At 49.8% G+C, this 23,323-nt stretch carries 23 protein-coding genes; 11 read left to right on the forward strand and 12 right to left on the reverse strand.

Annotation, left to right across the window (positions count from 1 at the left end; translation table 11 throughout):
- Nucleotides 1-11 precede the first annotated feature (11 nt).
- Nucleotides 12-2,201 (forward strand): alpha-galactosidase, encoded by a 2,190-nt coding sequence (locus AB4Z33_RS15680; protein ID WP_442050793.1) that lies wholly within the window; start codon nucleotides 12-14, stop codon nucleotides 2,199-2,201.
- Nucleotides 2,202-2,538: 337 nt separating this feature from the next.
- Here the strand turns inward: AB4Z33_RS15680 and AB4Z33_RS15685 are convergent, their stop codons facing one another.
- Both AB4Z33_RS15685 and AB4Z33_RS15690 read right to left on the reverse strand, forming a co-directional pair.
- Nucleotides 2,539-3,060, reverse strand: a complete 522-nt coding sequence (locus AB4Z33_RS15685) for an SRPBCC family protein (protein WP_442050794.1) — start codon at nucleotides 3,058-3,060, stop codon at nucleotides 2,539-2,541.
- 130 nt (nucleotides 3,061-3,190) lie between these two features.
- Entirely contained in the window at nucleotides 3,191-3,478 is a 288-nt protein-coding gene (locus tag AB4Z33_RS15690; RefSeq protein ID WP_442050795.1) for a hypothetical protein, read from the reverse strand.
- A 270-nt stretch (nucleotides 3,479-3,748) separates the two neighbouring features.
- Here AB4Z33_RS15690 and AB4Z33_RS15695 point away from each other — a divergent pair, with 270 nt between their 5' ends.
- Nucleotides 3,749-4,570 carry a MerR family transcriptional regulator gene (locus tag AB4Z33_RS15695; protein ID WP_442050796.1) on the forward strand — a complete coding sequence of 274 codons (822 nt, stop codon included), beginning with the start codon at nucleotides 3,749-3,751 and terminating at the stop codon, nucleotides 4,568-4,570.
- Between the two features lie 7 nt (nucleotides 4,571-4,577).
- Nucleotides 4,578-6,356, forward strand: a complete 1,779-nt coding sequence (locus AB4Z33_RS15700) for an ABC transporter ATP-binding protein (protein ID WP_442050797.1) — start codon at nucleotides 4,578-4,580, stop codon at nucleotides 6,354-6,356.
- Between the two features lie 45 nt (nucleotides 6,357-6,401).
- Here the strand turns inward: AB4Z33_RS15700 and AB4Z33_RS15705 are convergent, their stop codons facing one another.
- The 6 genes from AB4Z33_RS15705 to AB4Z33_RS15730 all read right to left on the reverse strand — a co-directional run bounded on the left by AB4Z33_RS15705 (nucleotide 6,402) and on the right by AB4Z33_RS15730 (nucleotide 10,708).
- A complete protein-coding gene (locus tag AB4Z33_RS15705) occupies nucleotides 6,402-7,133 on the reverse strand; it encodes an MOSC domain-containing protein (protein WP_442050798.1) in 732 nt (243 codons plus the stop codon).
- Between the two features lie 154 nt (nucleotides 7,134-7,287).
- Complete coding sequence (locus AB4Z33_RS15710) at nucleotides 7,288-7,965, reverse strand: TIGR00266 family protein (protein WP_337100900.1); 678 nt, start codon at nucleotides 7,963-7,965, stop codon at nucleotides 7,288-7,290.
- A gap of 80 nt (nucleotides 7,966-8,045) precedes the next feature.
- On the reverse strand, nucleotides 8,046-8,459 hold the full coding sequence (locus tag AB4Z33_RS15715) for a hypothetical protein (protein WP_442050799.1): 414 nt from the start codon (nucleotides 8,457-8,459) through the stop codon (nucleotides 8,046-8,048).
- A 31-nt stretch (nucleotides 8,460-8,490) separates the two neighbouring features.
- Nucleotides 8,491-8,913 (reverse strand): hypothetical protein, encoded by a 423-nt coding sequence (locus tag AB4Z33_RS15720; RefSeq protein WP_442050800.1) that lies wholly within the window; start codon nucleotides 8,911-8,913, stop codon nucleotides 8,491-8,493.
- 19 nt (nucleotides 8,914-8,932) lie between these two features.
- Complete coding sequence (locus tag AB4Z33_RS15725; protein ID WP_442050801.1) at nucleotides 8,933-9,370, reverse strand: hypothetical protein; 438 nt, start codon at nucleotides 9,368-9,370, stop codon at nucleotides 8,933-8,935.
- Between the two features lie 15 nt (nucleotides 9,371-9,385).
- Complete coding sequence (locus tag AB4Z33_RS15730) at nucleotides 9,386-10,708, reverse strand: SPFH domain-containing protein (protein WP_442050802.1); 1,323 nt, start codon at nucleotides 10,706-10,708, stop codon at nucleotides 9,386-9,388.
- 193 nt (nucleotides 10,709-10,901) lie between these two features.
- On the opposite strand from AB4Z33_RS15730, the gene AB4Z33_RS15735 reads away from it, so the two are divergent.
- The 3 genes from AB4Z33_RS15735 (at nucleotide 10,902) to AB4Z33_RS15745 (ending at nucleotide 15,619) form a co-directional block, all read left to right on the forward strand.
- Nucleotides 10,902-11,495 (forward strand): YitT family protein, encoded by a 594-nt coding sequence (locus AB4Z33_RS15735; RefSeq protein ID WP_442050803.1) that lies wholly within the window; start codon nucleotides 10,902-10,904, stop codon nucleotides 11,493-11,495.
- Nucleotides 11,496-11,640: 145 nt separating this feature from the next.
- Nucleotides 11,641-13,470 (forward strand): S-layer homology domain-containing protein, encoded by a 1,830-nt coding sequence (locus tag AB4Z33_RS15740; protein ID WP_442050804.1) that lies wholly within the window; start codon nucleotides 11,641-11,643, stop codon nucleotides 13,468-13,470.
- Between the two features lie 136 nt (nucleotides 13,471-13,606).
- Nucleotides 13,607-15,619, forward strand: coding sequence for an S-layer homology domain-containing protein (locus AB4Z33_RS15745; protein ID WP_442050805.1), 2,013 nt, complete (start codon nucleotides 13,607-13,609; stop codon nucleotides 15,617-15,619).
- A 74-nt stretch (nucleotides 15,620-15,693) separates the two neighbouring features.
- On the opposite strand, the gene AB4Z33_RS15750 is transcribed toward AB4Z33_RS15745, so the two are convergent.
- The 4 genes from AB4Z33_RS15750 to AB4Z33_RS15765 all read right to left on the reverse strand — a co-directional run bounded on the left by AB4Z33_RS15750 (nucleotide 15,694) and on the right by AB4Z33_RS15765 (nucleotide 18,600).
- The gene (locus tag AB4Z33_RS15750; protein ID WP_442050806.1) at nucleotides 15,694-16,209 is read right to left on the reverse strand and encodes a DinB family protein; all 516 of its coding nucleotides are present in this window, start codon (nucleotides 16,207-16,209) and stop codon (nucleotides 15,694-15,696) included.
- A gap of 114 nt (nucleotides 16,210-16,323) precedes the next feature.
- Nucleotides 16,324-17,004 (reverse strand): PspA/IM30 family protein, encoded by a 681-nt coding sequence (locus tag AB4Z33_RS15755; protein WP_442050807.1) that lies wholly within the window; start codon nucleotides 17,002-17,004, stop codon nucleotides 16,324-16,326.
- Between the two features lie 33 nt (nucleotides 17,005-17,037).
- On the reverse strand, nucleotides 17,038-17,250 hold the full coding sequence (locus tag AB4Z33_RS15760; RefSeq protein ID WP_442050808.1) for a PspC domain-containing protein: 213 nt from the start codon (nucleotides 17,248-17,250) through the stop codon (nucleotides 17,038-17,040).
- A 138-nt stretch (nucleotides 17,251-17,388) separates the two neighbouring features.
- The gene (locus AB4Z33_RS15765; protein WP_442050809.1) at nucleotides 17,389-18,600 is read right to left on the reverse strand and encodes an MFS transporter; all 1,212 of its coding nucleotides are present in this window, start codon (nucleotides 18,598-18,600) and stop codon (nucleotides 17,389-17,391) included.
- 124 nt (nucleotides 18,601-18,724) lie between these two features.
- On the opposite strand from AB4Z33_RS15765, the gene AB4Z33_RS15770 reads away from it, so the two are divergent.
- The 5 genes from AB4Z33_RS15770 to AB4Z33_RS15790 all read left to right on the forward strand — a co-directional run bounded on the left by AB4Z33_RS15770 (nucleotide 18,725) and on the right by AB4Z33_RS15790 (nucleotide 23,119).
- Nucleotides 18,725-19,531, forward strand: coding sequence for a helix-turn-helix domain-containing protein (locus AB4Z33_RS15770; RefSeq protein WP_442050810.1), 807 nt, complete (start codon nucleotides 18,725-18,727; stop codon nucleotides 19,529-19,531).
- 151 nt (nucleotides 19,532-19,682) lie between these two features.
- On the forward strand, nucleotides 19,683-20,927 hold the full coding sequence (locus tag AB4Z33_RS15775) for a DUF4367 domain-containing protein (RefSeq protein ID WP_442050811.1): 1,245 nt from the start codon (nucleotides 19,683-19,685) through the stop codon (nucleotides 20,925-20,927).
- A 148-nt stretch (nucleotides 20,928-21,075) separates the two neighbouring features.
- Nucleotides 21,076-22,263 carry an alanine racemase gene (alr, locus tag AB4Z33_RS15780; RefSeq protein ID WP_442050812.1) on the forward strand — a complete coding sequence of 396 codons (1,188 nt, stop codon included), beginning with the start codon at nucleotides 21,076-21,078 and terminating at the stop codon, nucleotides 22,261-22,263.
- A gap of 220 nt (nucleotides 22,264-22,483) precedes the next feature.
- A complete protein-coding gene (locus tag AB4Z33_RS15785) occupies nucleotides 22,484-22,765 on the forward strand; it encodes a CopG family ribbon-helix-helix protein (protein WP_028609437.1) in 282 nt (93 codons plus the stop codon).
- 3 nt (nucleotides 22,766-22,768) lie between these two features.
- Complete coding sequence (locus AB4Z33_RS15790) at nucleotides 22,769-23,119, forward strand: type II toxin-antitoxin system PemK/MazF family toxin (protein WP_337100886.1); 351 nt, start codon at nucleotides 22,769-22,771, stop codon at nucleotides 23,117-23,119.
- Nucleotides 23,120-23,323: the final 204 nt, after the last annotated feature.

Here is a 23,323-nt window from a genome sequence, read left to right on the forward strand (position 1 = left end):
GGGATATTACGATGTCTATTCATTATGATGAACAGAAAGCATTATTCCATTTGCAATCCAAGGATACGAGCTATGTCATTCAATTAACGAAGCAAGGTTTCCCTGCGCACTTGTATTGGGGCAAGAAGGTTCGCGGCCTGCAACTGGACCGATTGCTTGAGCTTAAAGAGCGCGCATCGTTCAGTCCAAGCACGGATCTAAGCCAGCTTTCGTTGTCGCTCGATACGCTGCCGCAGGAATTTCCGACTTACGGAAGCTCCGACTTCCGGACACCTGCTATTCAAGTTGCGCTGCCGAATGGTTCGACTGTTACGGAGCTAAGCTACGAATCCCATACGATTCTCAGCGGCAAGCCGGCGCTAACTGGATTGCCTTCTGTATACACGGAGCAAGACGACGAGGCTCAAACTTTGGAAATAACATTGAAGGACGAGCTATCGGGTCTCACTGTCGTTCTTTCCTATACCGTCTTTGAGAACTTCGACGCGATTACTCGCTCGGCAACGATTACGAACAATGGCAGTTCAACACTGCAGTTGCAACGGGCGCTTAGCATGAGTCTTGATTTCGCGCATGATCGGTTTGAAATGCTGCAATTATCGGGTGCATGGACACGCGAGCGTTACGTGCACAAGCGCAAGCTCGAGCCTGGCATGCAATCTGTAGAGAGCCGCAGAGGCTCAAGCAGCCATGTGCAAAATCCGTTCATCGCGCTGCTAGCTGAAGGAGCCGACGAGGATCATGGTGATGTGTATGGAGCAAGCTTCGTATACAGCGGCAACTTCATTGCCGGCGTCGAAGTCGATCAATTCCATTCGGCTAGGCTGTTCATGGGCCTCAATCCATTCGACTTCAACTGGCAGTTGGAAGCGGGTGAGCAGTTCCAGACACCGGAGGTCGTTCTCGTGCACTCTGATCAGGGGCTTGGCGGCATGTCGCGCAGCTTCCATGATTTGTATCGCTCTAGGCTGATTCGCGGCCAATTCCGCGATCAGACACGTCCAATTCTCGTCAACAACTGGGAAGCAACGTACTTTAACTTCACCGCAGACAAGATTGAATCGATTGCAAAGGTCGGACAAGAGCTGGGTATCGAACTATTCGTACTAGATGACGGTTGGTTCGGCAAACGTGACAATGACACGACATCGCTGGGCGATTGGTTCGTTGACCGCAACAAGCTTCCTAACGGTCTTGAGGATCTCGTTAGCCGCGTGAAGAAGCTTGATATGCAGTTCGGACTTTGGTTCGAACCGGAGATGATCTCGCCGGAGAGCGAGCTCTACCGCGATCATCCGGACTGGTGTCTGCATATTGATGGGCGCAGACGGACGCAAGCCCGCCAGCAGCTTATTCTTGACCTAAGCCGTGCTGACGTTCGCGAGTACATCGTACGCGTCATTTCGGATATTCTCTCCAGCGCGCCGATCACCTACGTGAAGTGGGATATGAACCGCAATATGACCGAGATCGGCTCGGCGCTTCTGCCGGCGGAACGCCAACGCGAGACGGCACACCGTTACATGCTTGGTTTGTACGAAGTGCTTGAGAAGATCACAAGCGCATTCCCACATATTTTGTTCGAGAGCTGCTCGGGCGGAGGCGGACGTTTCGATCCGGGGATGCTGTATTACATGCCGCAAACATGGACGAGCGACAATACCGATGCCGTTTCCCGTCTGAAAATTCAATACGGTACAAGCATTGTGTATCCGGTAAGCGCAATGGGCGCGCATGTGTCGGCAGTACCGAACCATCAGGTAGGCCGAATCACGTCGCTTGAGACGCGCGGCAATGTCGCACTCTCGGGCAACTTCGGCTACGAGCTGGATTTGACGAAATTTACGGAACAAGAAAAGGAAACCGTTAAAGAGCAAGTGGCGCTGTATAAGGAAGTGCGTCATCTGGTACAGTTCGGCGACTTCTACCGCTTGCTTAGCCCGTTCGAGGGGAACGAGACGGCATGGATGTTCGTAGCGAAGGATAAGAGCGAGGCATTCGTTGTGTTAGCTGCCGTTCTTCAAGAGCCGTATCCGAAGCTGAACCGCTTCCGTCTGAAGGGCCTTGATTCGAACCGCGATTATGAGCTGGTTGGCGAGGAAGGCGCATACGGCGGCGATGAGCTGATGCATGCCGGCCTTAAGTTGCCGCAGTTCCACGGTGATTACGCTAGCCGTGTCTATCGTTTCCGTACGGTGTAGCAGCAGCCAGCCTGCGGGTTAGTCATTTATGAGGATTTTCTCCCGTTATTTTTTAGGGAATGACCAAACAATTAGTGAATAACGGGAAATCCTCATGTTAATTTCAATCCTATCTGCCTGCTATTAAGAATACGGGAAGATTAACGGGAGTAATTCCAGCTATTTGATAAAAACAGGCTTGAACAGCAATAATAACGGTACAATTTCCAGTTATTTCGTTCGAGCGCGCAGTTACGTAAAAAAACCGTTCTTTGACAAGTGGCGAGAATATCCGCCATCTGAGCAAGGAACGGTTTTTTGTATGCTTTCTTTCCCTCCAAGCGTACGAACACAATCCTTACGCTTGAAGACCGCGCAGGTGCTCGGCTAGCCGAGACCAAGTCTGATCCATGCTCGGAATGAGTCCCATCTCCACGGTTCGCTTCAGCGCGCCCGACGAAACGAATTCAACACGGTTAGTCAGCTTGGTCTTGCCTTGAACGTCTTCGAACGTGACGGTTACGAGCAAACCGTCGTTAGCTTCGATGACTCCGTTCTCGTCGGATATATAATCCTCATAGACGAGCTTGTCCGGCGCTGCGATTTCGCGATAGATCGCTTTGCCCCATGATTTCGTCTGACCATCCTTGAATTCCAGGCAATATTGCCAAGCCCCACCTGGCTGGAGGTCGACATTGCATAACGTAAGATTCCAGTCCCTTGGCCCCCACCAGAGTACGAGCTGGGCCGCTTCCGTATACGCTTGAAACACAAGCTCCCGCGGCGCGTCGAAGCTCCGTTCGAGCATGAGGATGTTGCCTTTAGCTTTTGATTTTAGTTTAGTTGTTTCCTTTTTCTTGAACATACCGATCTCCTTCATTTAGATGAATCAGAGCTTTCATAAGCTCCTAAAGAGTACATGTATTGTGCCAAAATAGCAACAGGAAGGTACGGACTGCACCTTCCTGTCGCTGTTGCTATAATGGATTGGTATGTAGAGAGAAGGTCAACTAGGCTCCGAGTGAAGCAGAGAAAATGCCCACGATCAACACAAAAACCAAGAAATAAAGAATAGTCACAATCAATGCCCACAGGAGAGCAGCTTTGTAGTAGTTCTGTTTAGTAGGATTGCCTTCTCCGAATGCCCACACGAACATCATGATGATGTTGACGATAGGGATGATGAGAATAAGCATTTGCAGCATCCAGTCCTTAACGCTGATTACCGGCGATACTTGCTGATTCGGATTGTACCCTCCGTTGTAAGGATTGACTTGCGGCTGATTGTTGTAATCCAATTGATTCGCTCCCTTAAGTTTGATTAACGTTGTCACACAACGTTCACATGCTTATTATAGCGGGAACAAACTTTATTACAATCCCTTTTTTGCTAAAATCCCCCTAATTTATTAAAAATACTACGATACTTGTCCTATTTTTCGCTAGAATAGTAGATTAATAGACATCTGTTCAACATCCATTTAGAAAAATTTGTCGATATCTTTTACGTATTATCTATTGCTCTTGACGTTACGTCAAGTCTTACACTTAAGGCAGGAGGTGCGGAAATGGAACAAAGTATGAAGTCTAATCAGAAGTACGGTATAGGCGCTTTCGCGAAGCTGACAGGAGTAACAGAAAGGGCGCTTCGATATTACGATCGCAAAGGGCTGCTCGCGCCGTCTAGCCGCAACGAGCACGGCCACCGTTTTTATACCGAACAAGACCTGTTCCAATTGCAAAAAATATTAACGCTTAAATATTTGGATTTTTCATTGGAGGAGATTCGAAGCTATCTGGAGAAGCCGGAGGTCGATCTGCAGCACTCGTTGGCTTCGCAGTATGAAATGCTGCAGCAGAAGCAGAGGCAGCTTGAACGGGTGATGGAGACGATCTCGCGTATGCAGAAGCTATTGGATGGAGCGGGCAAGGTTGACAGCAACATGCTGCTTGTATTCATTCACAGCATTCAGAATGAGGAAGTGCAGAAGGAGTGGCTGTCGCAGCAAATGCCGGCCTCCGTCGTCGAAGCTATCTTTATGAAAGGCATGTCCAAGGAAGCTCGTCTGGAGCAGGAGAAGAGGATGATTGCCATATTGCTGCAGTTGAAGGAGCTGCATCAACAAGGCAAGGACCCGACAGAGACGGAGGTCATGGAGAAGGGGGTCGAGCTGGTTGCTATGCTGGAAGGGCTGCTAGCTCCGATAATGGGCGAGCTTACGGAGCAAGAACGCGCTCAGCTTGAAGAGTTGGGCGAGATGGATGGGATGATCGATCCGTTCTTATTCCCGAACGCTTTTACGCAGGAAGAAGAACTTTATTTCGCCAAAGTGTTCGAGCACATCGAGGCGCTTAAGTCGATTACCGGAGGTGAGCGCAGTGAAGAGTAGGGGAAAGATGGAAACTGAGAGTACGGGAGCAGCCGGTATGAACGTCAGACAATTTGTTCTGCTCATTGCGAAGCATAAGCCAGCAACATGGCTGATTGCAGCCGCCATGCTGCTGGGAATTGGAGAAACGGCTCTATCGCTTACGATTCCGCTGCTTACGATGGATATGGTCGAAGAACTGTCAGCCTCTAGCTTGCGGGCGGTAACGATTGCCGTGCTGGGAACGGTATTTCTGACGCAAACGGCGATGTCAGGTTTCTCGGTCTATACGATGTCCTATATCGGCCAATACATCATAAGCGGCTTGCGGCGGGAGGTGTGGCAACGGGTATTGAAGCTGCCTGTTCCGTTCTTTGACCGGAACAGCTCGGGAGAGACGATGAGCCGCGTTACGAACGATACGAACGTCATTAAAGACTTTATCATTGGGCATGTTATATCGTTTTTGGGAGGCATCATCTCGGTTATCGGAGGCGTTATTCTACTGCTGACTATCGATTGGCGTATGACGCTGCTCATGCTTGTAGCAGTTCCGGCTGCCCTGGTTATCTTGTGGCCGCTTGGATCGAAGATGTTCAAGGTTTCCAAGTCGATGCAAGACGAGACGGCGTTGTTCCAAGGCGATCTAGGACGCGTGTTGTCCGATATTCGGCTCGTAAAGGCATCGCTAGCCGAGCCATTGGAGAAGCGGCAAGGCAGCTTCCGTATTAATAGGCTGCTGCAATTCGGTCTGCAAGAAGCGAAAATCGTAGCGATTGTATCTCCGCTTATGATGTCGGTCATGCTGCTAATTCTTGTAGTGCTGATCGGTTACGGAGGCGTACGGGTTGCGCAAGGGTCGCTAAGCGGCGGAGAATTGGTAGCTATCATTTTGTACATGTTCCAAATCGTGATGCCTTTCACGCAGATGGCCTCGTTTTTCACGCAGTTTCAGAAAGCGATGGGCGCATCGGAGCGATTGCAAGAGCTGCTGGATGAACAGCCGGAACAATCGGAAGCGGTATTGGAAAGCATCAACAAACACGTAGCAGCTGCGACTTTATCGGCAAATAAACAGCCAATCGAGTTTATAAATGTGGGCTTCGGTTATACGCATGACCGCCCCTTGCTTCAATCGCTTTCGCTGCGAGTGGAGCCAGGAAAGACGACGGCCATCGTTGGGCCAAGCGGCACGGGAAAAACAACGTTGTTCTCGTTGATCGAGCGGTTTTATGAGCCAAGCTCGGGCTTCATTACGTATGGCGAGCAGCCGATTGCCGACATGCCGTTGGACGAATGGCGCGGACGAATCGCCTATGTCTCGCAGGATAGTCCGATGATGGCCGGAACGATTCGGCATAACTTGACCTACGGGCTGGATCTCGAAGCCGAAGACAAGCTGAGGGAGGCGATTGAACAGGCGAACTTGACCTCGTTCTTAGCTTCGCTTCCGGACGGGTTTGATACGGAAGTAGGCGAGCGGGGCATAAAGCTGTCCGGCGGGCAACGCCAGCGCTTAGCCATAGCCAGAGCGATCTTACGCGATCCCGATATCTTGCTGCTTGACGAAGCGACGGCACATCTGGACAGTGAATCGGAGCAACTGGTGCAGGAAGCGCTGCAAGCGCTGATGCAAGGCAGGACGACACTCGTGATCGCTCATCGGCTGTCGACGACACGCGGCGCCGATCGGATTGTTATTCTGGAGAAGGGGGAAGTGACAGGCCAAGGAACGCATACGGAGCTTATGGAATCGCATGCGCTATATTATAAGCTTGTACAGCAGCAAATCGTTGGGGACAGCTAATCCATCGCCAGTAGTCGTCCGCTTCGCGTATGTCCTGTCGGACGGTTAATTCGTTACAAATACAGCGTCGCCAATTGACAGTGTGCCGGTCTGCTCTACATTAGCATAGACGCCAAAGTTCAGACCGAATTTCTCATTCACGGTTCGCAGCAACGAGCTATCCTTCTCCAGCCGATCAGGATCGATCGTAATCATGGAGCAGCGGTCGCATTCGGATTTCACTTGCAGTCTTATATCTCCGATATGCAGTTGTTTACCGATCCACTCGCGTTCATGACCCGCATCATGGTTGACGGCTATCACAATATTGGCTCTAAAGCGTCGGTAGTCCAACGACTTGCCCCAAGCGTCCTCAAGCAAACGCAGCGACCGATCCGTAATAATAAGTATGCCGTCGCTATCTACAGCCAGCACGCCATCACGGTCAGGTGCATACTCCAGCATGGTGAGCTTGTTTTTCGAATGGGATTCAATCTCAGCTAACAGCTCATCGTTCCATTCACGAATGCGGCCGTCTGGGCCTGTGATCTGGACCTCAGGGAAAGCGTGCGCTGTGCCTTCGCCAACAAGCTTTGCTTTATATTCAAGCATCCCCGCATAATTGCGGGCGGTGTAATAACGATCCCAGCCTTCCTTCGTCTCATCTATGAAGGCGCGCGCACGGTCGCCATACAGGCCGTGAGTATCGACTTGACTCGAAGACAAGCTCTCGCCTGCGAGAGATTTGACAGGATATCTGTTCAATTGAACGATGGTTCCGATAGGTTTGATCGACATCGTAAGTAAGCACCCTTTCCCTACAGCCTATTTCGATAAAAAAAGGGCAGAGAAGCCGGTTCGCCCAAGCTCCTCTGCCGTATTCAGCATTAGTATAATCGAAAATGCCGCGAATGAAACGCGCTACACCGCTGCAAGGACGGCGATAACCGTTCTACCTTGCCGGTATGAATTGTTTCACCCAGTTGCCGAAGCCTGCCGGATTACGGCTTTGGACAAGGATTACGCCTTCGCCGCGGAATCTGCATACGAGTGCTTCGCCGCTCGTTATGCTGGAGAACCAGCCCTTCGATGCCTTCTCAATCGTGTACTGCATATAGCTCGGCCATGCGACCAAATGCCCGTTATCGACAATGACCTCTTCGCCTGGAGCAAGATTAATTGCATGTATGGCGCCGTACGAGGAGAGGAATACAGTGCCTCTGCCGCTGATCTCGACGATGAAGAAGCCTTCGCCGGAAAACAAGCCTTTCGCGAGATTTTGCATTTTCGTATTGACCTGAATACTGTCCGAGCCGGCTAGGAAGCCGTCCTTCTGCACATTGAGCGTGTAGCTTCCGTCAAGCTCGATGGATTGAATATCGCCCATTGCGGTAGGGGCGAGCAGCACCTCTCCATTTCCCCTTGCAGCGGTCATTTCTTGGAAGAAGAACTTTTCCCCGCTAAGCATTCTTCCGAAACCTCTCATTAGTCCGCCGTCGACCGTGCCAGTCAGATCGATCGTTGGCGACATCGATACCATTGCGCCGGACTCGGCTTTCACTTTCTCGCCCCGATTAAGTCCTACCCTCAGAAGCGCGAACGCTCCTTGGTACAGCACCTCGTATTTCATATGTATTCCTCCCATCAGTTGAAATGTTGTCGTCGTTCACATAGGTTAAGTATAATCCATTTCTACCTTGGAGCGTTAGGTTAACCATTTACAAGAAGCGTATCGCAATAATCGCAATTGCCTGTTTGGTTTGATTGCAGTTGCTTCTTCGCCCCGCAGCCCGGGCAATCAATCCATTTAAACGTCGGATTGACGCTTTGTGGCGGCGATGGGACTGGATTCAATGGCTCAGGAGGAACGGGAAGAGGCGAAGCGGCGTTGATGGCATCGTACGCAGCCTGCCGCTGCGCTCGTTTCTTTTTGTCGCTGCGAGCAATGAACTTTACGCCAAATACGGTTAGTAAAGTACCTGGAGCAATAAAGAGCAATAAACCAGTGGAAATGATAAGTGCAGCATCTTCTCCAGAAGGAAGCCCAATTAAAGCAAGCATGAACATCATGCCAAACAGCAGTACAGGGACTCCTATAATTATCATAAGTATTCCCCAAAACATGGTTGAAGCCTCCTATCTTGTATCATGACAACTAACGGTAGGCAAGTGTCGAGCCGCAATAATCGCAATTGCCGGTTTGGTTCGGCTGCAGCTCCTTCTTCGCTCCGCAGCTTGGACAGTCAATCATTTTCGGAGAACCGGAATTGATGTTGGGACGACTGCTGCCGTTAGCATTCGACGGTGGCGGATGCGGTGGAGGAGGCGTGACAATAATCGGGTTTTCCCGTGCATGACGTTCAGCCTCTTGTATCGATTGGATGTAGCTCTTATAATTTTTTCTACCAACAATAATTAGACAGATACCCGGAATGATCATAATAGCAATGTATACGGCAACGCCTGATAGAATATCATTTAATTCATTTCCCATAAAAAAGGAGTAATTAACGCTTGCGCCCACTCCTATGAGCAATAAAATAATGCCAATCACTTGCTTCGCTTTTCCCGGTTTCATTTGTAAATCCTCTTCTCCCTTATTTGACTGTCAGCAGCTGTTTGTTCCGAAGCTTAATCTGTTCGCTTATCGTTACAATTTTATCTCGAAGCATATGTAGTGCGGATTCGCGATCTTCATGTCCGTTAACTGCGCCAATCTGGGAAGGCAGTTGATTGATATCCGCAATGAGATGCTGCTCCTCGGATACGAGAGACGGGTGAATGACGGGATCGCTGTATTGAATGAGCTCTTTTAGTGAAAGCAGACGGCTCTCGAATTCTTGTTGCTGCTCTTTCTCCAACTGCTTAACTGCAAGGAGCGCTTCCTGCATAACGACTTGCAGGTAACTCCAAGTTTTAGCGGAGGCTGCAGTTTGCCGCTCCCGCTCGACGAATGACCGCGCATATCGATAGATAAAGGGACTTGCCGGTATGAGAACGAGAATAAGTAAGACAATTCCAATAAGGATTAGCATTCAACGCACGCTCCTTTAAGTGAGATTATGGCCGCAATCCCTGCAGAAACGTTGATTAGGCTCTACGTTGCTCCCGCAATTCGAGCATTGCAGCAAGTTATTGGTGCCGCAATGCGGGCAGAACTTGACGTCCGAGTCGATTTTCTCCCCGCAGCCCTTGCATGGCTTTGGAAAATCAGCTCCGCATTTGTCGCAATGCGTGCTTCCTTGTTCACAATCAGCTCCGCACTTCGGGCACGGATTGTACGGATCTCCGCAATTGGAGCAGAACTTTGAATGGTTAGCCATAGGCTCGCCGCATTTGTTGCAGGAGTGTAGCTTTGGAGCGGGACCGCCGCCTGAACCGACAGTGCCCGTGAAAGGCTTGCCGCAGCCGTTGCAGAAGCGGGAGTTGATATCATTTACGCTGTTGCAGGAAAGACAGGTTCTATTAGATACGCTGGGCCCCGTATTCAATATGCCGCCAAGCTGGCCCATCTGGTTACCGAAGGCTCCGCCTAGATTAGTGCCCATTCCGAAACCAAGGCCCGCGCCAAGCAGGGAGGCCTGAGCGCTTCCTTCGTTTTTGGCTGCTCCTTCAAGCGTATCGAACGTTCTCTCTTGCTGATAGTTGTATCCGATAATATCCATTTCGGCTTTGCGCGCCAGCGCGTCGCGAAGCTTGACGATGGACGGGTCATCCTCCGGCGAGCTGATTGAGTCAATGTAGAAGTTGTGCAGCAGAATGCCGAACGGCTCCAGCATCGTCTTCACTTTAGCCTCGACATGAGCGGAAATCTCGCTAATGTAGGCGTTAATCTCCAATATGCTTATTTTTTTTAGAACGAGATAGGAGGATAAAATTTCATTAATATTCATCATAAGCACGCCGCGAATATATTTGGACAGGCTGCTTTGCGTGAACTCGCTGACTGTACCGACGAGCTTGACGAGAAACTTGCGCGAGTCTTCGATCGTAATGCCGAACTGGCCGAACGCTCTCACGGGAACGATGACATTGTATTTCGGATCCTGAAGCTTGACGGGGGAGGCTGTGCCCCATTTCACATCAAGCACGGTTGCACGGTTCACGTACCATACCTCCGCAGTGAACGGCGACTTGCCGCCAAACGGAATATTAATGAGATCTTTCAGGAAAGGAATGTTGTACGTGCTAAGCGTATGCCGCCCAGGTCCGAATAAATCGAGCGCCCGGCCTCCCTTGAACAGGAGAGCCTCCTGCGATTGATTGACGATAAGCTGAGTCCATGTACCCATCTCTTCATTCGGATATTTCCACGCGAACACGTCGGGACTTCCATCATATTTGACAACCTCTACTACTGCCAAATGATTCACCTCTTATATGCTGATAAATAAACACCTATGCCAATTGTATAATATTGCATATAGTTTGGCACTCCTTATGTACGACTGCAGCACTAAATTCGTTTCGTTGGAAGTGAATATCCAATCCATTCCAATTAATCAATCATGACAAGCCCCAGAGGAACATATATATCAGACAGGCTATTATAGGGGACTGGTGAATATGTTTTCTTTGAAAAAGATCGGGGCCATCGTTATCGGCAGCATACTCATCGCTATCGGGATCAATTTTTTCGTTGTGCCGCTCGGTATACTGGATGGCGGCATCATTGGCGTTGCGCTCATCATCAATTACGTCTTCGATATCAAGATTGGGTTGATTATGCTGATATGCAGCATACCGATCTTCGTACTTGCATGGTTCTACAATCGCGAGCTTCTCTATATTAGCGTAAGCGGATTATTGCTTTCTAGTTATGTGATCGATTTCATGGAGCCGTATCAATATTATTTCAGCTACTATATCGAATGGACGCCGTTCACGAGAGCCGTAGTTGGAGGCTTGGCGATCGGAACGGGCATCGGCGTTATGCTCAGGCAGCATGTATCGACGGGCGGAATGGATTTGATCGCGGAATACTTATCCGAGTATATCAAGATTAATGTTGGCATCATCGTGTTAATTATCGACTTGCTCATCATCAGCATCGGTGAATGGATACTCCCTGGCGACAGCTTCTTTCTCTCGCTCATGACGATTACCGCGGGGGGACTTGCGACAAGCATATGCACGTTGAGGCGCTCCGAAATTAGTTAAACCAAACATCCAAAGGCCTTCTAAATCGGAGGCTTTTTCTATTCCAATCTTTAATCTTCCATACATTTACAAAAGCGAGCTTATCCATTAATGTGGTAGATATGAAAAATAGACTAAAAATCATATAAAAGAGGAGCAAATAGGCATGAAGAGTGGCCGTTATCGATTCAAAATAGCAGGAGCTTGGCTCGCTTTAATAGTAGCTCTATCCGGGATTTCGATTCCTAATGCAGTAGACGGGGCTGCCGGTACCGAAACGGGGGAGCCAGGCGTTGAGAACGCTGTTTATGCGTATCATGCCGATCCTGTGAAAGAGTGGGAAACAAGGCTATCCGACACTGCAGAAGGGGAGGACGCATTTTACACCAGGCTCTGGCAAGCTCCTGACGGTTCGATTTATGTAACACGGGGGATCGGGGATGTGCTCGTCTATAATACCGACGGAACCCTCAGATGGCGAGACAATTTGAATCAGCGCATTTTATACGATCCTATTGCCGGAGCAGACGGTCGTATCTATATAAGCGGCATTATGGGGCGTACGGTTGCTTACGATCCCATCGACGGCAGGCGCTTGGAAACCACGACGACTTCGACCCTAGAGAGCCTTTATATGTTGGATATGGACAGCAAGGGTGTCAGATACTCGGCCTCCCGCCATTATATCAGAGGTTCTCTATCTCAAAGCTCGCGAATTGAAGCCGTAAATTCGGCCTCCGGGCCGTTGTGGTCAATTACGATTGAGGGTAAAGTTGCTCATCCCGATGCCGTGTTCAATAAAAGCGAGGATACGTTGTATGTCGTTTCTACCCAGTCTATCCTATTAGGAGTAGAAAGCTCCGTGGTAGGCCTTCCAAGAACGGAGAGCTTCAGTTCGACAGGCACTATATTTGCGATTGATGCTACAAATGGAAAGGTGCGCTGGAACTACAAGCTGGCAGGTGAAAAAACGGCTTACTACAAACCGTTAGTGCTGGATGACGGAACAATAATCGCGGCTAGCTGGGATGGAATGGTCGAAGCGCTTGACTCGAATGGCAAGCTGATCTGGAGCATAGATACTAGAACGATAATTAACGCTGCGCCGTATATGCGGAATGGACAAATTCAACTGGTCGTTTTCCAGAACGTCGAACCGCTCGAAAGTCAAGGCGGACTTATCCGCTATATAGAATCGAATACGGTTTCTTCGAATGTAATGATTCGACCTGAAGATATGTTGTATTCGGTTAAGAGTACGAAATCGGTCGGCGGCGAAAACGCTAACAATGACATTCACTTTGTTTCCTTCGACCATGCTGGCAATGAACTTTGGCAGACGCCTGTCGTAGGCCAAGGAATGCTTGTTAGCACTGTGTCGAACGATAATAAAGTAGCTGTGCTTAAGAAAGACGGATTCGGTGTACTTAGCTATTATGATCTAAATGTGACAAAGACAAGAGTCCCTGACTTCACTGACTTAGACAATCATTGGGCCAAAGACGCCATTATGAAGCTCGCCCAAGCCGGAATCGTGGAAGGATTCCTTGACGGTACCTACAGACCGGATACGAAAGTGACGAGGGAACAATTCGTTGCGATGTTGGCTAAGAAACTTCATATTTCGGAAGGCGCTAAGGACAGTTCCGTCGTATTCAACGATGTTGCAACGACTCGCTGGTCTAAGCCTGCTATTGATGCAGCCTTATTTCACCGATGGATACTGGCAGAGGAGTTCGGCGGCAGCTTCGTGCCGCAACAGCTAGTGACGAGAGAAGAGATGGCCGTTTGGACGGCCAGGGCGTTAAAGCTGGAGGACAACGAGAGTGGTTTAGACTGGATAAAGGACAAGGACATGATTAAGGCAGAGAATAGGGGATTGGTAGGCGCAGCCGTCGCGGGCAGACTTATATCGGGCTACAGTAACGGCAGATTCGAACCGCAAAATTCGTTAAGCCGTGCCGAGGCGGCGATTGTTCTCACGCGGATCTATTAACTAGGCGGTGAGAGCAAGCACTATTTTGGATTTCGTGTTTATTCGCGATATTTCGCAATCAGCATATGGTACGATACGTGATGAAAATTAAGGGTCATTATCATGTTTCAGCCATGTGCTGGGAGGTCGGGATGGAATGATAAAGTTCAATTCAATAACGAGAGTATTGGCTGTTTTATTGGCCTGTATGATGGTAGTGCCCGCTATGGGGGCGAACGCTGCCTCGGTCAAGCCGAAGCTGGAGCCATATGCTCTGCCGGTTATAGATATTGATATCGATGTGCCGATTATTGAGCTGCCTATTGATTTACCGCCAATTCTAGTAACGAAAGAACCTGCAGTTCTTCCATTGAGGTGGCATCTGGACKGGTTCGAGATGACGGGTGATCCGATCGTTTCGCCAGACGGTACCCTCTATATCGAGCAGAGCGATAAGTACACGTTCGAAGACGGATTGGCTGCGATCTCTCCGGCTGGGGAGAGAAAGTGGTTCTGGGATGCAGACGACTCTGCCAATTATAATCCGCTCACGAAAACGGCAGGCGTAGGGCCGGATGGAACGGTATATGCAGGCTACATGGATCTTACGATGGCGTTTCTGCCAAACAAGTCAGTCAAGTGGGCTATTGATGCGCCAATGAGTTCGAAGCCTGCGTTTGCGGCAGACGGAACGATTTATATGGGTTCAGGAGGAGCACTTCTAGCACTGAATAAGAATAGCGGCGCGATCAAATGGAAGTTCCTCCTACCGGCAGGCGAAGCAGCGTCGTTTGCTCCGGCTGTTGCATCGGAGGGGTCGATCTATTTCGTTTCCTCCTTAGGCAACCTCTATAAGCTATCGTCCAAGGGCGTATTGCAGTGGAGCAAGGCGCTTACGGCCAATGCATCCATTAAAGGTAAATCCAACACGCTCGTTATTAACAAAGACGGATTAATCCTGGTTCCTGCTTCAGATGGCAATTTGTATGGCTTCACTGCAGATGGAGTTCTCAAATGGATTCTTACCATTAGCGGTGCGGAGCAAGTATCCGCGGCCGTTGATAAGGATGGAATCATCTATGCGCTGTCCAATTCAGGCAAGCTGATTGCACTAAAACCGAATGGCTTGCAGTTGTGGATGAAGGATTTGAAGCTGAGCTATGTCAATCCGATTCGGATCGGACCGGACGGAAATCTATGGCTGACGACAGGGAGTAGGCAAGTAAGAGCTTACGATAAGAATGGCAGTGCGATTTGGAAATACGATATACCTGATGGATATGGGTTCGATTATTCCCCTGTGTTCGGCAAAGATGGAACGGTTTACGTGCTTAGTTCGAATAAGTTGTATGCATTAGGCAAGGTTGGCGTCGATAATGTCCTTTTGAACAAAGCTTCTCTGACGCTTGAAGCGGGCAGCAGCGATGTTTTGCTCGCTACAGTTGCTCCGGACAATGCCGTGAACAAGAACGTTGTATGGGAGTCGAGCAATCCTGCGATCGCCACTGTTAACGCGCAGGGCAAAGTAACGGGAATAGCGGAAGGAACGGCAATCATCACTGTTCGCACCGTTGAACGCGGCCGCTCGGATACGGCGGCGGTCGTCGTTGCGGCTGGAGCAGCACCTGAAGCCTTCACGGATACGAGTGGACATTGGGCCAGCTCGTATATTGAAGAGGCTGTAAAGAAAGGCATCACGAAGGGATACCCGAATGGAACGTTCAGGCCAAACGGTAATATTACGAGGGCTGAATTTGCGGTCATGCTGATGAACGGACTAAAGCCGGATGTCCAAGGGTCTGCTCTTGGCTTCAAGGATAAGGCCGCCATCGGATCATGGGCAGTCAAGGCGGTATCGCAGGCTGTACAGCTCGGAATTATAAGCGGTTATACCGACGGCACATTCCAACCGGCCAAAAATATATCGCATACGKAAATGGCGGCGATGATCGTAAGGGCATCCGGCCTTGCAACGCCAGAAGTCGCAACGACAGGTTATACGGATGATGCCGCAATACCTCAGTGGGCCAAAAAGGCGGTTGCTGCCGGCAAAGCGCATGGGATCCTCGTCGTAGGCGGTGAGGATAGCCAAGTATTTATGCCGAAGGCGTTGACGACGAGAGCAGAGGCTGTCTCCTCGATCGTGAAGATGCTCCAATTAATCGAATAAATTGAGCTTAACTTAACAAAGCAAGCCCCAGTCGCTTGATCGCGACTGGGGCTTGCTTTGTTATAGTGGAGGAGCTAGGCGTTGTATCTGTCGCGGATAATATTCATATGATGCAGCTCATGGCCGGCAATAACATACGCAAGCGCATTGACAGACATCTCATGGTTATTGACGATACCGCGTCTTGCAGGTGCGGTAATCGGCAATGTGCGAAGCAGAGACAAGGTTGAACGGCGAATGCTTGTATAACGCTCGAGGAGTTCTTCGTTCGATAGGGTGTCGAAGGACGCGGGCTCTATATAATCATCCTGTTCGAAACCGGGCAGTGCCGTCCGGTCGCCTCTGGCAATGCGAAGCAGTCGATAGCTCATAATGGCTTCCGTGTCGGCGATATGCCCGAGCACTTCCTTCAAGCTCCACTTGTCCGCAGCATAGCGGTATAAGGCTTGCTGCTCGTTCAGTGAAGAAAAGTAGTTGACCGTATCGGTCTGTTGACGTTCTAGCAGCTCAATAATGTTACCCTCGGGTACAAGACTTATGTATTGATTCTGGTAAGGAATATATTCGTCGCTTGCGGGACGCGTGAACATGATGAAACCATCCTTTCGGGTTTGGGATTATAAGCTAGTATAATAGATAAACCGCCTTGCCGAAAGCAAGACGGTTTCTTGGAGGTAAAGCCGTAACGGTTATGCGGAACGAACTTAGCCGGCAGTAACGGATTTCTTCTCTAGCAGACGCTTCAGTTCTTCATCGACCTTCGCGTTGCGCAGCTCGTTCTGTTGTTCAAATGCATGGTTTTGCGTTATTGACGACGATGGGTAATTGCTTTTGGACAGATCTCGCTGAGCTTCCCACTCCATTACCTTTTGCTCGATTCGATCGAACCCTCTCGAAGCTTCGCTGCCTTGGAGCGACTGCGGTGACACTTGACCGGCAACTCCGCCGCTTTGTCTAACGCGGGCTATCAGCTCGGTACGCTTGCTTTGCAGGCGTGTTTTCTCTTCTTTCAAAGTCTCGATGCGTTGTGCGAGCTCGGCAGCGGCATTCGTTGCAATCTCCAGCAAGCGCAGTTTCTCTTCCACTTGCTCCATGTACAGCAGCTTCGCTTCGAGAGCAAGTCTTGCATCCGCTTCGCGTTGTTCCGAAGCCGCTTGTATCGCTTTGCTCTCGTAATAAGCAACCTGCTCATTCAGCTCTGTCAGCTTCGCTTGAAGCATGCGGGCTTGTGCTTGCTGCTGCGGCAAAGCGCGCTCAGCTCCCATAATCTCCTCGTCCAAATCCCGCAAATAATGATTCAGCATCATAACCGGATTTTCCATCTTGTCCAACATCTCATTGGCCGCAGCCTTCGTCATGCTAACTACGCGTTGCAAAATTCCCATCTTCATCAGCTCTCCTTTTATTATCCGTTAATTTTAGTAGTGATCTACGAATCTGAAATCTTGGTTTGCTTTTGGAACAACCAGCGTGGCGATTAAGTAGATGACAGCCACTGCTCCAAAGCTGAAGAACGATGCGATCACGACTAATAGTCGTACAATTGTAGGGTCAATGCCCATCCACTCGCCAATTCCTCCGCAAAGTCCCGATAGTTTGCTGTCCGTTGTTGAACGAAACAGTTTTTTCATGGTTAACCATTCCTTTCTGCCTCTCAGCTATACCTTTATTGTAAAGAGCCGAGGAAGCTTTCGTAACAGTCCACGGTCGGTTTTGGGAACTGGGCTTAAGGCGGGGAGGAGATGCGACGTCTGACGGGGGAAGCTTGTTTACGAGCTTCTCTGCATAAGGACAGAATCCTTAGGCAGGAGCAGCGCCAGCAGCCCAAGCAGAGGGAGGAAGGCGCATGCTTTGATGATCTGCTCTACGCCGTAGGCGTCGATCATGGAGCCCATAACGACGGAGCCTAGTCCTCCTAGTCCGAACGATACGCCGAAGAATAAGCCAGCAATCGTCCCGACATGCCCAGGCAGCATTTCTTGCGCATACACGATAATGACGGAGAAGCCCGACATGAGAATGAGCCCGATTGCGAGGCACAGCAGGACCGCGCCCGTTGGACTGGCATAGGGCAGTAGAAGCGAGAACGGCGCGGTGCCAAGAATGGAGAACCAAATCACCTTCTGACGGCCGAACCGATCAGCCAAAGGACCGCCTAGGAAGGTGCCAGCCATGCCCGCGAATTGAAGGGCGAACAAGCACATTTGGGCGCTTTTTAAGCTTAGGTCGTATTTCTCCATATAATAAAAGGAATAGTATCCGCTCATGCTTGCAAGATAGACGAATTTGGAAAACAACATTAGAACGAGAATCGACATGACATACAGGATGAACGGCTTGCTGAATGTAGATTTGGCTGCAGCCTTCGCTTTGGCTTTCGGAGCGGTGGAACGGATCTGCAACCGATACCATTTGCTGATTCGCGCTTGCAGTACGATTCCAATGACGGCAAGCAAGGTAAACCATAAAAATCCGTATTGCCCTTGAGGGCTAATGATATAAGCTACCATAAGAGGCGCTAGCGCTTGCCCTGTATTTCCTCCCACCTGGAAGATCGATTGTGCAATGCCCTTGCCTTTGCCCGCAGCAAGATGAGCAACGCGCGACGATTCGGGATGGAGAACAGAGGAGCCGATTCCGATAAATACGGATGCAAGCAGCAGGTAAGCAAGCGAAGGGGCGAGAGCGAATCCGATCATGCCCAGCAGCGTAAATACCATGCCCAGCGGCAATAGACTTGGCATGGGTCTCCGATCGGTGTAATATCCGATTAGAGGCTGCAGCACCGAGGCCGAAATATTCAGCGCGAACGCGACCCAGCCAATCTCGGCGAAGCTGAGATGAAGCTTTTGCTGAAACAATGGGAATACGGCAGGAACAACAGATTGCATCACATCGTTTAACAGATGCGCAGCGCTTACGCCGAGTAGAATCGTGAATGCTGTGTTTGTGCTTGCGGCTACAGCAACTCGTTGTGACATTTAAGAACATCCTCTCTAAACAAATGATTCTCTAATACTACAGCCAAGCGTGCTTTCGCGTCGTTGCGATAGTTGCTGGACTTTGAGCACGATTTGCTATATCGATAGAAATAGGTGATAGACGATGCAGATCCAATTAACGCTGCCGCAGGTTGAGATCGTTCAAATCGTGAACCGGTTCGAAAATATTCTTCATTCTCATGAAGGACATTTTCAAATGACGATTCCGACGCACGGAACCTGCTATTTTACGCATGAGAACAAGCAGATAGCGCTAACGCCAGGGGAAGCGCTGCTGCTAAATCCTAGTGATCGCCACTGCTTTCACATGGGAGATGACGCGGGTGTCATTATCGCAATTGCGCGAGGCGATCGATTTCATGTCGCTCCCCCTGGTGAGCGGGACGAGGCCGCACTGCGCAAGTGGATCGAACCCGGTATCGTCAAAGCTTATTTTCGAAGATGGATGGATTTAGCCTTTGAGCATCCAAACGTAGAGCTGTTAGCGGCGCAAGAATCGGAAACGCGTATTTTGGACGATTTGCAGCAGCTTATGTGGGGGGGCGAAGGAAGGCGGCAGTTGGATACAGAGCAGAAACGCCGGTTCAGCCCCTCAGACAGACACTTGATGGAGGCAATGGAGTATCTTCGAGCACATTACACAGAGTCTATTAAGATCGACGACGCAGCAGCCATAGCGCTTCAGAGCAGATTTCATTTTATACGATCCTTTAAAGCGGCTACCGGTTATTCGCCCTATCAATACGTGCTTCATCTTCGGGTAGAGGAAGCGAAGCGGCTCCTTCTGCGTACGTCGCATACGGTCACGGAAATAAGCTTCATACTCGGCTTCTCAACGCCAAGCCAGTTCTACCGCGTATTTGAGAAGTCTGTCCTTGCAACGCCGGAGCAATATCGCAACGGAAAATAAGAGAAAGGCGCCGAATCGGTTTCGGCGCCTTTCTCTTATTTGCATGTGATTTAATTTCTATGGGTCAAGCACATGCCAGTCCGCATAATTGGTCAAGTCCCCTCATATGATTGGTATCAGTTATAAAACATTGTGCAGAGGGGATGATTTCATGCGTCGCATTGCATGGACCGCGGCAATCTTGTTATGTTTCTCATTAATAGCAGCCGCTTGCGGTACGAAGGACGCCGAGTCCGTGATTAAGGATCTCGACAAAGTAGTCAACAGTATGGAGAGCTATCAAGGAAGCGGGACGATGACGCTGAATACGAGTCAACAGCCGCTCACGTACAAGGTGGAGGTATCTTATCAGAAGCCAAGCTATTACCGGATTAAGCTGACGAATGAGGAAAAGGATATTACCCAGATTGTGCTTCGAAACGATGACGGCGTATTCGTATTAACGCCTAAGCTCAATAAAGTATTCCGCTTCCAAAGCGATTGGCCGCAAAATCAAGGCCAAGTGTACTTATATCAAACGCTCGTTCAAAGCATTCTCGTGGACGGCCAGCGTGAATTCGCGGTCGAAGAAAATGATTATGTGTTCGATGTGATGGCCAACTATAATAACGGCTCACTTGCCCGCCAAAAAATTTGGCTGAACAAAACGAACTATCGTCCATCGAAAGTAGAAGTCAGCGACACGAATGCAGCTGTCATGGTCGAAGTGAAGTTCGATTCCTTCGAGTTCGGACAGAAGTTCGATAAGAGCGTGTTCGAGACGGAAGCCAACATGAACGCAGCACCATCGAGCCAAAGCAGCGATGAACCGACAGTCGCGATCCCTGAGCAGGATGACGATAACGCATCGGCTGAGAATAGCGGCGATGATGCGGCGGTTCAAGAGGATGATGCATCCGCTGAAGGCGACCAAGCAACGGAAGGCGACAAGTCGCCGGACAATAGCGCCGTTGGCGGCGAGCAAGAAGGATCGGGCAATAACAGCGATCCGGGTGCGGTGAATGAGGACGATGAAGAAACATCGGCTGGAACGGAAGTTGATGCGAACGCGCCATTCGTTGCAATGGGACCGTCTTACACGCCTGAAGGCGCGACCTGGCAAGACATGATTGATATCGTGTTCGGCGGCAACCCTGGCGTCATGAACCGTTACTCTGGCGAATACAGCTACACGCTAATTCAGACGCAGCCGAAGGATATGGCAACCTCGCTTGTCGCCGGCGATATGGTTGATCTAGGCTTCACGATCGGTGAATTGACAAACGCCGCGGATAATGATCAGAAGACACTTACGTGGACGTACGAGGGCAGTCAATTCCGTCTTACAAGCGCGAATCTGCCGCAAACCGAGATGATTAAGATTGCTCAATCCGTGCAAGGCGAGATCGATAAGTAATAGAAGCAGCTTACCTTAATTTCCAAGACGTTCTAGTGGAATCTGGATGCCATTTCATTGACAGTCTTAGCAGCAACGTTTAACATTATTTCTATTGATGTTTGCTGCTCGGACTGTTGTGGCTGTCAGATGAGGAGAAGGTGACGACTTGGAATCGTTTTATCGCCCGACGAGGGTAGAAATAAATTTAGATGCGTTGAATCATAATTTGCAGGCGTTCAGGCAAGCGATGCCGGCGGATTGCCGGCTTATGGCATCGGTGAAAGCCAATGCATATGGACATGGTGCCGTTGAAATTGCAAGGGAAGCGGAGCGCGCCGGGGTTGATTACTTGGGCGTCGCCTTCCTTGACGAAGCGCTACAATTGCGTAATGCCGGTATTCGAACGCCAATTCTGGTGCTCGGCTTTGTTCCTGCGGATGGGCTGCAGGCAGCTAGAGATAATGATGTGACGATTAGCTTGTTCAGAGACGATATCATTGAAGCGGCAGCCAAGCTTCCAGGAGATCGCGAAGGCCGCAAGCTGAAGGTTCATATTAAAATCGACTCAGGCATGGGAAGACTCGGCATCGTAGGCGCTCAGGCTGCGGAAGCTTTTATCAGGAAGGCGCTTAACGTGGAGCAGCTAGAGGTGGAAGGGATGTTCACTCACTTTGCCCGCGCTGACGAAGCTGACAAAAGCTACACGAAGCTGCAGCATGATCGTTTCAGTGAGGTTGCGGAGTTCGTCCGCCGCGAGAAGCTGCCTATCTCTATTATTCATGCAGCGAATAGCGCTGCTGGCATCGACACGCCTGAATGGGCGGGCGGGATGCTAAGGCTCGGCATTAGCATGTATGGCTTATATCCTTCTGCAGAGGTGAATAACCAGCGAATTGCACTTGAGCCAGTCCTGTCGCTGAAGACCGGAGTTTCGATGGTGAAGAAGGCGCCTGAAGGCTGGGGCATTAGCTATGGCACCCGATATTTCACCTCGGGCGAGGAGCTTATCGGCACGCTGCCGATCGGTTATGCCGACGGCTTCAGCCGCATGCTGACAGGCAAGGCGCACGGTCTCGTACGCGGGGTGCGTCTGCCGATTCGCGGTACGATCTGCATGGATCAATGCATGATAGCGCTTGACGGGGCACAAACGGAAGGTCAACCTGCGCCCGTTCAAGCTGGCGAAGAGGTTGTACTGATCGGTCGTCAAGGCACGTCGGTTATCACGGTCGGAGAAGTTGCAGACCAGTTAGGGACCATTAATTACGAGCTGATCTGCATGATTGCGGCACGAGTTCCACGAATTTATGTTAAGGACGGACAGGTCACGGCTATTACGAACGCGCTCGCTTAAATCATTTTCCAAAAATTACATGTGGTTATTTGTGGTTGTGCAAAAGGATTTTCGCACTTTAAAGCGAATGTAGTATGACAGTTGATCTACCGGGATGATGCATGAAGACATACAGCATATTTGATATACGGCCGACATAGATATGTTTGAGTATAGTGTCGGCAATATATTGCAATAATGAGTATTAAGGTTTTGGAAAAGTTTTGGGGGTGCGAGTTCGGTGGCCAATGTGCAAAATACGAAAAGAATCATGATTAGCCTGCCCGATCATTTGCTGGAGGAGGTTGACGGAATTGTCGCCAAAGAAAATTCTAACCGCAGCGAATTTATTCGGCAGGCCATGAAGCTGTATCTCGTGGAGCGCAAAAAACGTCAAATCCGTGAGTCGATGCAGCGCGGATACATGGAGATGGCGAAAATTAACCTGAACATGGCCTCGGAAGCTTTTCAAGCGGAGGAAGAAGCCGATCATACGCTTGGCCGTCTCGTAAGCGGGGTGTAGAGCTTGATCGTAAAACGCGGAGATGTTTTTTTTGCGGATTTATCACCCGTAGTCGGATCGGAGCAAGGCGGTGTACGACCGGTGCTCGTTATTCAGAATGACATCGGCAACCGATTCAGCCCGACCGTTATCGTCGCGGCTATTACGGCTCAAATCCAAAAGGCGAAGCTGCCCACTCACGTCGAGATGGAGGCGGCAACGCATGGCTTTGATCGTGATTCCGTTGTTCTGCTTGAGCAGATTCGAACGATCGATAAGCAGCGTCTGACTGACAAAATAACGCATTTGGACGACGAAACGATGCGTAAAGTAGACGATGCACTGTTGATTAGTGTAGGCTTAATCGATTTTTGAAAAGTATAGGAGCAAGTCATAAATATGGTACGGAATGGCGACATTCCCCATGGTTTATGGCTTGTTTTTGTTATGTCGCAAATCTTTATAGAAACAAATGGAAAAATAATGATAGACAAAATATTCAGTCATTTGCTATTATGAGCGTAGTTGGTTGTTGAATTCATATATGAGAGCAAGTTTTGCGAAGAACGCATGTGGTAT

The organism is Paenibacillus sp. 2TAB19 (assembly GCF_052115185.1).
Classification (GTDB): Bacteria; Bacillota; Bacilli; order Paenibacillales; family Paenibacillaceae; genus Pristimantibacillus.